General features: G+C 42.8%; 13 protein-coding genes. 9 read left to right on the forward strand and 4 right to left on the reverse strand.

Features of this window, described 5'->3' with window-relative positions; genetic code table 11:
- Positions 1–276: 276 nt before the first annotated feature.
- From M2273_RS09410 to M2273_RS09420, 3 genes are all read right to left on the reverse strand, one after another.
- A complete protein-coding gene (locus M2273_RS09410; RefSeq protein WP_429395848.1) occupies positions 277–1,065 on the reverse strand; it encodes a copper homeostasis protein CutC in 789 nt (262 codons plus the stop codon).
- Between the two features lie 92 nt (positions 1,066–1,157).
- A complete protein-coding gene (locus tag M2273_RS09415; RefSeq protein ID WP_429395850.1) occupies positions 1,158–2,168 on the reverse strand; it encodes a N(4)-(beta-N-acetylglucosaminyl)-L-asparaginase in 1,011 nt (336 codons plus the stop codon).
- Positions 2,169–2,227: 59 nt separating this feature from the next.
- Positions 2,228–2,644 (reverse strand): DUF2007 domain-containing protein, encoded by a 417-nt coding sequence (locus M2273_RS09420; RefSeq protein ID WP_429395852.1) that lies wholly within the window; start codon positions 2,642–2,644, stop codon positions 2,228–2,230.
- Positions 2,645–2,700: 56 nt separating this feature from the next.
- Here M2273_RS09420 and M2273_RS09425 point away from each other — a divergent pair, with 56 nt between their 5' ends.
- The 4 genes from M2273_RS09425 to M2273_RS09440 all read left to right on the forward strand — a co-directional run bounded on the left by M2273_RS09425 (position 2,701) and on the right by M2273_RS09440 (position 5,184).
- Positions 2,701–3,651 carry a helix-turn-helix transcriptional regulator gene (locus M2273_RS09425; protein ID WP_429395853.1) on the forward strand — a complete coding sequence of 317 codons (951 nt, stop codon included), beginning with the start codon at positions 2,701–2,703 and terminating at the stop codon, positions 3,649–3,651.
- Between the two features lie 112 nt (positions 3,652–3,763).
- Entirely contained in the window at positions 3,764–4,201 is a 438-nt protein-coding gene (locus M2273_RS09430; protein ID WP_429395856.1) for an EVE domain-containing protein, read from the forward strand.
- 9 nt (positions 4,202–4,210) lie between these two features.
- Positions 4,211–4,633, forward strand: coding sequence for an SRPBCC family protein (locus M2273_RS09435; protein WP_429395859.1), 423 nt, complete (start codon positions 4,211–4,213; stop codon positions 4,631–4,633).
- Positions 4,634–4,728: 95 nt separating this feature from the next.
- Positions 4,729–5,184, forward strand: coding sequence for a GyrI-like domain-containing protein (locus tag M2273_RS09440; protein WP_429395861.1), 456 nt, complete (start codon positions 4,729–4,731; stop codon positions 5,182–5,184).
- A 391-nt stretch (positions 5,185–5,575) separates the two neighbouring features.
- On the opposite strand, the gene M2273_RS09445 is transcribed toward M2273_RS09440, so the two are convergent.
- Complete coding sequence (locus tag M2273_RS09445) at positions 5,576–6,910, reverse strand: dihydroorotase (RefSeq protein WP_429395864.1); 1,335 nt, start codon at positions 6,908–6,910, stop codon at positions 5,576–5,578.
- Positions 6,911–7,240: 330 nt separating this feature from the next.
- Between M2273_RS09445 and M2273_RS09450 the strand changes: the two genes are divergently transcribed.
- The 5 genes from M2273_RS09450 to M2273_RS09470 all read left to right on the forward strand — a co-directional run bounded on the left by M2273_RS09450 (position 7,241) and on the right by M2273_RS09470 (position 13,547).
- Positions 7,241–8,590, forward strand: coding sequence for a DEAD/DEAH box helicase (locus M2273_RS09450; RefSeq protein WP_429395865.1), 1,350 nt, complete (start codon positions 7,241–7,243; stop codon positions 8,588–8,590).
- A gap of 121 nt (positions 8,591–8,711) precedes the next feature.
- Entirely contained in the window at positions 8,712–8,978 is a 267-nt protein-coding gene (locus M2273_RS09455) for a hypothetical protein (RefSeq protein ID WP_429395868.1), read from the forward strand.
- Positions 8,979–9,105: 127 nt separating this feature from the next.
- The gene (gldC, locus tag M2273_RS09460) at positions 9,106–9,435 is read left to right on the forward strand and encodes a gliding motility protein GldC (protein WP_429395871.1); all 330 of its coding nucleotides are present in this window, start codon (positions 9,106–9,108) and stop codon (positions 9,433–9,435) included.
- A gap of 144 nt (positions 9,436–9,579) precedes the next feature.
- A complete protein-coding gene (locus M2273_RS09465) occupies positions 9,580–10,005 on the forward strand; it encodes a hypothetical protein (RefSeq protein ID WP_429395874.1) in 426 nt (141 codons plus the stop codon).
- An 89-nt stretch (positions 10,006–10,094) separates the two neighbouring features.
- Complete coding sequence (locus M2273_RS09470) at positions 10,095–13,547, forward strand: response regulator (protein WP_429395876.1); 3,453 nt, start codon at positions 10,095–10,097, stop codon at positions 13,545–13,547.
- Position 13,548 lies beyond the last annotated feature (1 nt).

The following is a 13,548-nucleotide window of genomic DNA, read 5'->3' on the forward strand; positions in this document are numbered from 1 at the left end:
GATTGAGGGTGCGCAGCAGCGTAAAATTCAGCAGCCCGTGGTTCTATCTGATTTGCAGGGTAAATGCCTCGTGCGCAAAGAAGCATTTCTGCTGACTTGATCTTTTGGTTACTTTTGTATCAAGACAAAAGTAACAGCCTCAGCGGCAATTGAGCGCTCTACGATAATGCCTATTCGCCCTGTAATGCATAGAAATTGCTTCGTGCAGTGACGCGTGTATGATGATTTGGTAAAATGCCGTCTTATTTCTTGATTCTAATCTCTTATTTCTCAAAATCAACTATTTGCCAATCTAACCAACTCACGCACCCTGCCCACATCGGTAATATCAATGCTATATTCATCACCGGATGCATTACCCATTAAAATATGGTTTTGGTACTGCATTTTGCTTTGTATCTGGGTACGGGCTGATGAATGCACTTCGCTCACCCCGGTAAAATGAACAATATCGGCTACGTTTGCTTCGCTTACACCGCTGCCCGGCATGATGCTAAGGCGACCGGCGGCTTTTTCAACCAGCTTATTGATGGCGGTTGCGCCTTCAATAGCGGTGGTTTTTCCGCCCGAAGTTAATATGCGCTCGCAACCTATCTCAATAATGTCATCAAGGGCCTGTAACTGATCGGCACACATATCAAATGCCCGGTGAAAGGTAACACCTAATCCCCATTGTTTGGCCAGGCGCACCATTTCAAGGCAGCGTTCTTTATCAATGCTGCCATCGGCATTCAACATGCCTATTACAATACCGTCGCAGCCTGCCTCAATGCAATACCTGATATCGGCAAGCATAATTTTATATTCCAGGTCGGTGTATAAAAAGTCGCCGCCACGCGGGCGTATTAAAACGTACAATTTGATGTGCAGTAAACTGCGGGCTTGCAATATTTGACCAGGCGATGGGGTAGTGCCACCTTCTTTTAAATTTTCGCACAGCTCAACCCGTACTGCCCCGCCCTCCTGGGCAGCCAGTGCCGAGGTAACAGAGTTAGCGCAAACCTCAAGAGAAACGCCAGTAGCGTGACTCCTGGTTTGATGTTTATGTTTTGTGGGCTCACTCATTGTTTTGTTTAATTAGGGGTATTTTGCGAGTTGTTATATATAAAATCTCTACCGGCAATCAGGCAACCCGCACCCTGATCACCACACCTGTACTAAGAATAATAACTTTTTCCCTTGATCAAAAGATCCTGTTGCTGTGCATTACAAACCGCGAATGAAAAACCACTTTGTATAGCAAAAGCGCCATATTCGCCTTTTTTGTTGATGGCTAAAAAGCCTACCTGTATCTTTTTGGCTATCTCGGGTTTCTTTTTAATGATGCGGTTTACTGCCTCTTTACAAGCATCCTCTGGCGATAGGCCCTGGCGCATCAGTTCAACCACCAAAAAGCTGCCCACATTACGTATCACCTCTTCGCCTACACCAGTTGACGTGGCGCCGCCAACTTCATTATCTATATAAAGACCAGCACCAATAATGGGGCTATCACCAACACGGCCATGCAGTTTAAATGCCATACCACTGGTGGTACATCCGCCTGATATATTGCCTTTGGCATCAATAGCCAGCATGCCAATGGTATCATGGTTGTATTTGTCGCCGGGTTTTTGACCGTTCTCAATGTTCATTACCGGGCTGTATTTGGCTGTTTTAAGCCATTCTTTCCATATTTTTTCTGATTCGGGAGTTAGCAGTTTTTCTTTTTTCATGCCCTGTTCAACGGCAAACTGGGTAGCACCCTCGCCAACCAGCATTACATGCGGGGTTTTTTCCATCACCAAACGGGCTACCGATATGGGGTGAGCGATATCTTCCATGGCCGCAACCGAGCCGCAATTACCAAACTCATCCATAATACATGAATCCAAAGTTACATGCCCGTCACGATCAGGAAGACCGGTGCGGCCAACCGTATGATTGGTAATATCCTCAGCTTCCGGGATCCGGGCACCGGCTTCTATAGCATCAAGCGCGCGACCGCCGGTAGAAAGTACCTTCCATGCCCCTTTATTGGCTATAATGCCAAAATCCCAGGTTGATATTACGATGGGTAAACTGGTATCAGTGATTGATGATATTGATTTTGCTATCGCTGAATTTGATAGCGCAGCCAGCGAGGCACCGGCAGCAGATATTTGGATGAATTTACGGCGGTTATACATACCGCTAAGATAAAAAAAACGTGGAAAAAATGCCTCAATAAACTGTTTTAGCTGCGTTTTTACTCAAAATCCTGCAGGCAGTTAAAACAGTGCCAGGCTTTGGTATTATAAAACGGAAAAACAGCCGATAAAAAGGATGAAAACTTACCCGGATCGGCCGGGCCAATGTTGGTAGATGCGCAGTAGGGGCAAATGATCACATTGTTTGATTCTTCGTCTATTTCTACATGGTCCTGGTCATGCAGATCGCCTTCGGTGGCCAGTATCTCACGGCATTTTTCAAGGTCGCGCTCAAATATTTTCAGCTTAACGCCGCCTACCGCCTGGTTGTATAACGGATTGGCGCCTATGGTGTTTTCATCAGCGATAAAACAGGGTATACCGTTATCCTCCAGCTTGGTGCGGATAATGTGTGCCAGCATAACATCATAATAGGTTTCCAGCGTTATGATCTTTTCGTCAGTTTCGTGAGCCATAGCGGTAAGTGAAATATTTAATCAAAGGTAACTTGTTTTTTGCTTAATTTGATGTCATGAACCGCATCGACCGTATTTCGGCTATTTTAATACAGCTACAATCGCGCAGGGTAGTAAAAGCCTCTGACATTGCCGAGCGTTTTAACATAAGTTTACGTACGGTATACCGCGATGTGAGGACACTGGAAGAAGCGGGCATCCCCCTTATAGGTGAGGCCGGTGTAGGTTATTCAATTATGGATGGTTACCGTTTGCCCCCCGTAATGTTTACCCGTGAAGAGGCCACCGCTTTTTTAACCGCCGAAAAGTTTGTTGAAAAGCTAACCGATTCAACAACCATGAAGCACCACCAGTCGGCCATGTATAAGGTGCGGGCCATATTAAAAACCGCCGAAAAGGATGCACTGGAAGATCTGGATGGTAGTATTGAAGTTTTAAAAAGCCATAGTCAGAAACGGGCCACCGGCAATACCGACCATATCCAGACCATACTGGACGGTATTGTACAAAAAAAGCTTTTATCTATCGATTATTTTGCCGGCCATAGCCAGGAGTTTACCAAAAGGGATGTAGAGCCTGTTGGCATTTTTTACCTCGATAGCTTTTGGCATTTAATAGCGTATTGCCGTTTACGGAATGATTACCGCGATTTCAGGATTGACAGGATAAGCAAACTGATCATTACCGACACGATATACAATAATAGCAGACACCCTACCCTGAAAGCCTATATTGCCCAAACCGCTAAGGAAAAGCAGTTGGAAACTGTAATAATCAAAGTAGACAAAGAGATAGCACATTACCTGGAGCATCAAAAATATTACAGCGGTTTTATATCTGAAAAAACCATTGGTAACAAAATTGAAATGACCTTTTTAACCACATCAATAGAGGGTTTTGCCCGCTGGTTCATGATGTTTGGCGACCATGCCGAGATCATAAGCCCCGATCATTTAAAAGAGAAGATAAGCGTCATAGCTAATGCTATCGCTCAAAAGAATAATTGACCCTCATTTTTTCCTGTTGACATAGGGTTGTCATTACCCCGCGTTTAATTTGTTGAACAATGCATACAACATGTTGTTATGATAGTGTTGCGTGGTTTAACAATTAACAGAAATGAAATACTGGATAACCGTAGCTTCAAAAGATCATATAGCCCGCGGTGTTGCCGGGGGCTATATGCAGGCCAATCATGGCAAACAAGCTGCCCTGAAACGGGTACATGCCGGCGACTGGGTTCTTTTTTATTCGCCCAAACAAATCATGAACGGAACCGAACCTTGTCAGGCATTTACAGCTATTGGGCAGGCTGCAGACGAAGAGATCTATCAGTACAAAACGAGTGAAGACTTTATACCCTGGCGCCGTAACGTAAAGTTTTACAAAAGCACCGAAACTCCCATTGTCCCCCTGGTTGATGAACTTGATTTTATACCCAATAAAAAGTTGTGGGGGTATCCTTTTCGCTTTGGTTTTTTGGAGATACCAGAGCAGGATTTTGCCCGGATAAAAGCACAAATGATAACAGGAAAACTAACCATTTTAAACAAATAAAACTGCATTATGGAAAAGCTAACATTAAACACCGAATTGAAATTTAAGGCACCCGCCGCCAAAGTATGGCAGGGCCTTACCGATCCTGAAATGGTAAAAGCATACTTTTTTGGCACCCAATTAGACTCCAGCTGGAAGGTAGGGGAGCCCATTACTTTTAGCGGTGAATGGGATGGGAAGAAATACGAAGACCACGGAAAGATCCTGGAAATTGATCCAGGTAAATTTGTAAAATATAGTTACTGGAGCAGTATGGCAGGTACCGATGATAAGCCCGAAAACTACGCCAATATCTCCTATGAACTGTCTGAAAATAATGGCGAAACAACCCTGCATATTACCCAGGACAATATTAAAAATCAGGAAGCAAAAGAACATTCGGAACAAAACTGGAAGGGTGTTTTTGAAGGATTGCGAAAAATGATTGAGTAATAATTAACTTAAATTAACTATTTATATAATCTTTATAATAAATTGATGCAAAATTATTTATATAGCGATATAACAAATAGTGATAACCTGAAATTATGGATACAATTGATATAAAAGGCTTCTTTTTTGTTGGCATTTCGGTACGCACCACAAATGCTAACGGACAATCGGCAAAAGACATTGGTGAGCTTTGGGAGCGGTTTATGGATGAGGGTATTTTGCTGAAGATTATGAACAGGATAAACGATGATGTTTACTGTGTTTACACAGATTACGAAAGCGACCAAAACGGTTTTTATACTACCGTACTGGGTTGCCGGGTAAACTCGCCTGATAACATACCTGTAGGATTGATCAGTCTGATTGTAGCCCCTGGCACCTATTTAAAGTATACCGCAAAAGGTCGCTTACCTGATTGTGTAGCCGAAACCTGGCAGCATATATGGAACAGCAGTCTGAACAGGAGGTACACCGCCGACTTTGATCTTTACAGCACCAAGGCCCAAAACCCCGAAGATGCAGAGGTGGAAGTTTATGTAGGGGTGAAGTAGGCAAAACCCAAAAGTCATGCTGAACTTGTTTCAGCATCCCATATGCAAAGCGATCTACGTATTGATGAGCTTATCCCGTGGGATGCCGAAATAAATTCAGCATGACTTATTAATTTCCCAGCCGAGTGACCATTATTGCCAGGCCTCCGGCCTGCGAAGTTGATATGGAATTACTGCCGCGGGAGAGCTCTCTTTTGATTTGTCATCCTGAGCGATAGCGAAGGATCTATTCACCTATTTGCATAGTTCGTGAATAGATCCTTCGTGCCTCAGGATGACAAATTTGAAGTCCCCGCCATAACACGGCTTAGTCTGTCGGGGGAGCTTCATACCTCGAAATGAGGTATTTTTCTCATACAGAAAATTCTGTATTTTCTATTTTTTAAATTTATTAACGATTAAAATTCAAACGCTTACCAGCTTTACCTTCAATTATACTTCCGTTAGCGAAAGCGATATTTCCCGATACCAAAGTATACGCAATTTGCGAACGGAAAGTGGTCCCTTCAAACGGGCTCCAGCCGCAATGGTATAAAATATTACCCTTGTTTACGTTCCAGGGTTTGTTCAAATTCACCAGTACCAGGTCGGCCCAGTAACCTTCACGGATGAAACCGCGCTTATCAATCTGGAAGCAGGTGGCCACGTTGTGGGCCATTTTTTCGGCTATTTGTTCCAGGCTTATTTTGTTGTGATGATACAATTCCAGCATGGCGGGCAGGGCGTGTTGTACCAATGGACCGCCCGATGGGGCCTGCAAATAGGGCAGCTCTTTTTCGTCCAGAGTATGCGGGGCATGATCGGTAGCAATTACATCTATGTGGCCGTTCAGCACAGCCTGTAAAATGGCATCACGATCATCACTGGTTTTTATCGCCGGATTCCATTTTATAAAGTTGCCCTTGGTTTCGTAATCCGCATCAGAAAACCACAGGTGATGCACACAGGCTTCGGCGGTAATGCGTTTATCTTTTAGCGGGGTTTTGTTGTCAAATAGCTGGGTTTCCTTAGCGGTTGATATGTGTAGGATATGCAGGCGGGTGTTATGCTTTTTTGCCAGTTCAACCGCTAATGACGATGACAGGTAACAAGCCTCCTCGCTCCTGATCTTGGGGTGCAGCCTAACCGGTATATTTTGGCCCATCAGTTGTTTGTAATGGTTCAGGTTGCTTTGAATGGTGGCCTCGTCCTCACAATGCACGGCGACAAGCATGGGCGATTGCGCGAAAAGATTATCCAAAGTACGCGGATTATCAACCAGCATGTTCCCGGTCGACGAGCCCATGAACACTTTAATACCGCAAACATTGGCCGTGTCTGTACGCAGTACTTCGTCAAGGTTATCATTTGAGGCCCCCATAAAAAACGAGTAGTTGGCCAGTGAACTGCGCGAGGCTATCTCGTATTTATCTTCAAGTAGTTTTTGTGTTAAGGTATTGGGTACGGTATTGGGCATTTCCATAAAAGAAGTGATGCCCCCGGCTACTGCCGCGCGCGCTTCTGAACGGATATTGGCCTTATGTATTAAACCTGGCTCGCGAAAATGTACCTGATCGTCAATACAGCCGGGCAGTAGGTGCAGGCCTTCGGCGTTGATCACCTCATCGGCAGCAGTATCAATGTTTTTATCTATACGCTCAATAAAGCCATCTTTTACCAGGACGTCAGTAACATATTGCCGGCCTTCGTTAACTACGGTTGCTGATTTGATGAGGATTTTAGCCATTTTAGATTTCGGATATTCGATTTCGGATTTGATTAATTGCAGCAAATTTAAGAATAAACGCCAAAGTGAGTTTTTTAGCTTGGATTGTTGATCCGGAAGCTTATAAATTCATGTTTTATTCATGAAATTAATAAGGGGATTGTCTGAACCGGGATTAGTAGTCTGAACCAGGATTAAACAGATTTATTGGATTACAGGATTTTATCAGTCTCTTTGATAGTATCGTGGTAATCCTTTAATCTGTTTAATCCAGGTTCAGACAAAAACGCAATCCTTAAACCCCTTGTCCCTCTTTTCGCCCTACTTCAACAAAAAGCCTATCTTTGCGGCATGGGTGTAACTTTTGAAGAATTTAATTTTAACCGGCAAATTTTAAACGCGATAGCCGATGCCGGTTATACCGAAGCTACGCCTATACAACAAAAAGCCATTCCGCCAATTTTAAACGGGCAGGATGTAATGGGTATAGCGCAAACCGGCACCGGCAAAACGGCGGCCTATGTGTTGCCCATTATCATGAGGCTAAAATATGCGCAGGGCGATAACCCGCGCGCGCTCATCATTTCGCCAACCCGCGAGCTGGCCATGCAGATAGAAGAGAATGTAAAAACCTTCGCCGCCAATACCGATCTGCGGGTGGTGGTACTTTATGGTGGCCTGGGCCCTAAAACACAAATTGAACAGATTAATAAAGGGGTTGATATTATTGTAGCTACCCCCGGCAGGTTTATGGATATTTACCTGGCAGGCCATATAGTAACAAAAACCCTGCAGGTGCTTGTTTTAGACGAAGCCGATAAAATGATGGATATGGGCTTTATGCCCCAGATAAACCGGATATTGGAAGTTGTACCCGTTAAAAGGCAAAACCTGCTTTTTTCGGCCACCATGAGCGATAAGATCCACGAGCTATCCAATAATTTCCTGGAGTATCCAACGGTTATTGAGGTTACTCCACAGGCTACCCCGGCACAAACGGTAAACCAGCACTTGTACCATGTGCCCAACAATAAAACTAAGATAAACCTGCTCAAAAAACTGCTCGATCAGGAAGGTGATATCACCAAGCTTATCATATTTTGTAAAACCCGTGTGGCTGCCGAAGATGTGTACAAATTTTTGCTGCGTAAGTTCGGCGAAAAAGAGGTAAAGGTGTTGCATGCCAACAAAGGGCAAAATACAAGGATCAACTCCATCAATGCTTTTAAGAACGATGAGGTGAAGATCCTGGTAGCAACTGATGTGGCATCGCGCGGCATTGATGTGAGCGATGTGAGCCATGTGATCAATTTTGATGTGCCCGTGGTAATTGAGGATTATGTGCACCGCATTGGGCGTACCGGCAGGGCCCTGCAGTCGGGCGAGGCCATAACCTTTTGTGGTCCGGCCGAGGAGTACTATCTTAAAAAGATAGAAAAACTGATCAAGCAAACCATCCCTGTTTCAACTATTCCGGATGATGTGTTTATTGAAGAAACCGGTTACGACGAAAGACAGGAACAGAACAAAGAGATCGACATGCAAAAGCGTAAGGACGACCCTGACTTTAAAGGTGCCTTTCACGAAAAGAAAACCCTTAATCAGCGTAAAAAATTCGATGCTGCTAAAGGCAAAGCAAAATTTGGTTCAAAAGCAGGCAAAGGTGGTCCAAAAAATAAATCATTCAGAAAAAAGCATTAACAAGAGAATAAATGTGCAGATATGCAGATCTCAGATGTGCAGATGAAGCAGTAAAAGAATTTTCGCTTACTAAGAAAAAGTCAATAATTCAATAAATCACTAATTCAATAACTATTTTTGGATGAAACTCCGCATTACCCCTTTAAATTTTGCCACTACTTTTTTTATTGTGATGGCAGCTTATATTTGGATATATGGCGCCCATATTGCGGGCAGGCCACTTGAAACCTGGAGTACTACCATAGGCTGGATATTTTTACTGTTTGCTGCCGTGGTGTTTTTCCTCGACCTGATATTTCGTAACTTTTTTGCCGAACTCAAAAAACTATGGATCATAGAGTCATGCTTCATAGTCCTGGTTGTTATTATATTTTTACTTGTTAAATAATGCCTTATTGATTGCTTTATAAAGAGGATTAAGCGCATTAAAAATTACAAAAGTATTATATGCTCGTAGGTTAAAAAATAGGATACTTGCGGCTTGATAATTTGATCACTAATTAAACGCATTAACAATGAAAACTGCTGAGATAAAGCTGACTGTAAACCTTGACGATAACAATGTTCCTGAAACCATTATGTGGGAATCAACCGATTCTGCCAGTAAAGAAGCATTGCCTGTAAAGTCGTTTATGCTGGCCCTTTGGGATCAAAACTATAAAAATACCCTGCGTATTGACCTTTGGACAAAGGATATGCCGGTTGATGAAATGAAACGGTTTTTTTATGAAACCCTGCAAACCATGGGCGATAGCTTTTTACGCGCCACCGGCGAAAAAAACATTGTTGAAGACCTGCGGGACTACTGTGCCCACTTTGCCGATAAAATGGAAATAAAACAATAAAACTTAACTTTAGTAATATAGGGTATCAAGTAGCCAGTATCAAGATAGCTTCGCAAAGCGTAGATAGCCTAAAAATAAATCTTGATACTTGATACTGACTACTTGATACTGACTACTTGATACTGAAAAATATCCCCTTACCTTATGCGTATTAGTTCAATTTTATCATTTGTAGGCTTTGTTTTACTTTTTGTCGGTACCTATTGCCCTTTGCTGCGCCCTTTTCATATCATGAACTGGAATGTTTACCAGCTTAACCAACCCTATGGCCTGGTCATGTTATTAGTGGCCATAATAGGTATAGCTGCTTCATTTTTAAACCAGCCAAAAATTATCCGCGCGGCCGCATGGGCAAGTATGGTTTTGGTAGTTATGCTGCTTATTGCTGCGCTGTTAAAAATTCACTTTGCCTTTAGTTTTATTCCCTTTCATAAGTTCGAAGCCTTTTTGGCAAGGCAAATTAAATTTAAATGGGGATGGTATGTATTGTTTACAGGCGCTGCGCTTGCACTTGCCGGTGCTTTCAGTATCAGAAAAATTACAGTTAAGGCGCCCGAAACAAACAGCTAATAAACTATTCCTTAAATGTTTATTAACCTTTTTACTAAGTAAAAAGGTTTTTTTTAAACATATTTGTACCTGATAAATAACGCGTCTACATGTTGAAATTTTCTTTTCGCCGGCAGGTATTAGCAGGCTTTGTTGTATCTATTATACTTGTTTTCGTAGTTGGTGTATTAGCCTACACCAGCATCAGGCAATTAGAAGATGATACCGATTGGGTTGATCATACCCAAAAGGTAATTAAGTCGTCAAATAATTTATTGCAACATCTTACTGATGCAGAAACAGGTATGCGCGGTTATGGCGCTACCAATAATAAGGCATTTCTTGAGCCTTATAACGAAGCTTTACCCCGTATCAGTGTTGATCTGCAATCGCTCAGAGACCTAACAAAAGATAATCTGTTACAGCAAAAAAGGATAGATTCATTAACATCTATAGTCGCCGATCAGCGTAATATTCTGAAACTGAATATTGATACCCGCGAAAGCAAGGGGCTTGAATATATGGTTCAGAACAGGATGTTCCTGAACGGTAAGCAGAATATGGATCAGATCAGGACGCATATTACCCATATTATTGATACTGAAAACACGGTGCTTGCAACGCGTAAAGATAGCTCTCAAAAGGCGTCTGACGTGGCCATCATTATTATTATCGGAGGTTCTATTGTTTTTCTGATCATTATCCTGGTTCTGTTCTTTTACATACAGGCAACTTTTGATCAGCAGAAAAAGATCGAAGAGGAAATTAAAGTGGCCAACATTGAACTGGGTAAAGTACTTACCGAAAACGAGGCCAAGAACTGGCTGCTTACCGGCACCAGCCAGCTCAATGAAAAAATGCAGGGGCAACAGAGCGAAAAGGAACTGTCGGGAAATGTATTATCTGAAGTTTGTACTTATACAAAAGCGGCGGCGGGTACATTCTATTTGTTTAACGAAACGCACCAGCGCCTTGAGTTATATGCATCGTACGCGTTTCACAATCCCGATTTTATTAAAAAAACAATTCAGTTGTCTGAGGGGTGGCTGGGACAGGTAGCCCATGATCAAAAAGCCGCCGTTGTTAAGGGTAAACTGAATGATAAGCTCGACCTGGAATCGTCAGTAGTTAAGGAAACGTTAACCGAAAGTTTTATAGTTCCTTTCTTTTTTGATAAAAAAATGAAAGGGGTAATGGAAGTAGCTTATATAAATGAGCTGACATCCCATTACAGCGACTATATACTGGCCGTGGCCAATGATATAGGCATTGCTGTTAACACCGCTCAGGCGCGCACCATTATGCATGACCTGTTTGAAGAAACCCAGCAGCAAGCCGAAGAACTGGAAGCACAGCAGGAAGAAATGCGTGTTACCAACGAAGAGCTGATGAACAAAACAGAAATGTTGCAGGCATCAGAAGAGGAACTGCGCGTTCAACAGGAAGAACTGCGTACCATTAACGCCGAGCTGGAAGAAAAGGCAAGTTTGCTTGAAGAAAAGAACCAGGCTATTGAACAAGCCCGCCAGGCCATTAACCTTAAAGTTGATGAGCTGGAAACCACGGGCAAATATAAATCAGAGTTTTTGGCCAACATGAGCCATGAGCTGCGTACCCCGTTAAATAGTATTTTGGTGCTGGCCCGCATACTAAAAGATAATAAGCCGGCAAACCTTTCTGAAGATCAGATAAAATATGCGAGCGTGATCTTTAACGCCGGTAACGATCTGCTTACGCTCATTAATGATATCCTTGACCTCTCCAAAATTGAATCGGGCAAGTTGGATATGCAAAATGAGGATGTTAAGGTATCTGAGATTTTGGGTGATATGGAAATGCTTTTTGCCGAAGTGGCCAGCAATAAAAAGATAAGCTATACCACCAGCATTGCCAAAAATATTCCCAAAACTATATTTACCGATAAGGTAAGGGTTGAACAGGTTATTAAAAACCTGCTCTCCAACGCGTTTAAGTTTACCTCCGAGAATGGGTCAATAGCCATTAATACAACACTGGGGCAAAAAGAAAATACTATAAGCTTTGCTATAAAAGATTCGGGTATTGGTATACCTGCCGAAAAGCAGCGGATCATATTTGAGGCATTTCAGCAGGCAGATGGTTCAACCAGCCGCAAATATGGTGGTACCGGCCTGGGCCTGTCTATAAGTCGTGAACTGGCTTTCCTGCTTGGCGGCAGCATAAGTCTTACCAGCGAACACGGCATAGGCAGCGAGTTTGTATTAACCATTCCTTTTGAAGCTAAATCAGTGGCTGTACTTCATGACGAAGTATTACCAACGGCTCAAACATTTAATGCCGGGGCCTCCTTTTTAGCGCCGGCTAAAAAACATACCCGTGAAGATAATCGCGAACCACTGGTTGTAATTGTTGAGGATGATAAGAACTTTGCCAACATATTACAGGATTATGCCCGTGAACATGGCTATAAATCTGTTGTGGTATATGAGGGCACACACGCTGTTGAAACCATAAAAGAAAATATGCCTGATGCCGTGATATTGGATATCATGTTACCCGGTAAGGACGGCTGGCAAATATTAAAAGAATTAAAGAACGGTGAGGAAACCATGCATATTCCGGTACACCTGATGTCGGCAGGCGAAGCTGCTGCCAATCGTGTGCGCCGCGAAGGGGCCATCAGTTTCCTTAAAAAACCAATAAATACCGAAACGCTTGATAAGCTTTTTGCTGATATCATGTTGCAAAACGGCACCAAGTTTAAACAGATACTATTGGTTGAGGACCATAAAGCTCAAAGCCAGGCTTTAAAAGATATGATGCAGGGTCAGGGTATTACGGTTGACCAGGCATTTGATGGTGAGTCGGCTTTCAGGATGCTGCACGAAAACGAGTACCAATGTGTGATACTTGATCTTAATTTGCCTGATATATCTGGTCTGGACCTGCTTGATAAGATAAAAGAAGTTGACCGTTTTGGCGCGCTGCCCGTAATTGTAAACACCGCTATGGAGCTTGATAAAACATCGGTTAACAGACTGATGCAATACGCTAATGCCATGGTGGTAAAAACCAATAAATCTGCCGATAGGTTGATTGATGAAGTAAACTTGTTCCTGAACAAGATCAGCGAATCGACCGGCAGTAATAAACATGACGCTTCGCCATCATTTACTAAAGCAAAAATGCCAACAAAAGGCAAGGAAGCCATTAAAGGCAAAAAAGTGCTTATTGTTGATGATGATATGCGTAATATTTTTGCGCTCAGCAGCGCCCTGCAAAGCTATGACCTTATTGTTGAAATTGCCAATGACGGCGAAGAAGCCATAGCTAAACTGGAAGAGGTTCATGACATTGATATTGTATTGATGGATATCATGATGCCGAAAATGGATGGCTATGATGCCACAAGGTACATACGTAAGCAAAGCAAATGGGCCAAATTGCCAGTGATAGCTTTAACGGCTAAGGCAATGAAAGATGACCGGGAAAAATGTATTGCGGCCGGCGCCAATGATTATATTACCAAACCGGTTGATATGGACAGGCTTATTTCATTGATGCAATTGTGGCTGGAAAGTTAAT

The sequence above is a fragment of the Mucilaginibacter lappiensis genome (assembly GCF_050433765.1).
Taxonomy (GTDB): domain Bacteria; phylum Bacteroidota; class Bacteroidia; order Sphingobacteriales; family Sphingobacteriaceae; genus Mucilaginibacter; species Mucilaginibacter lappiensis_A.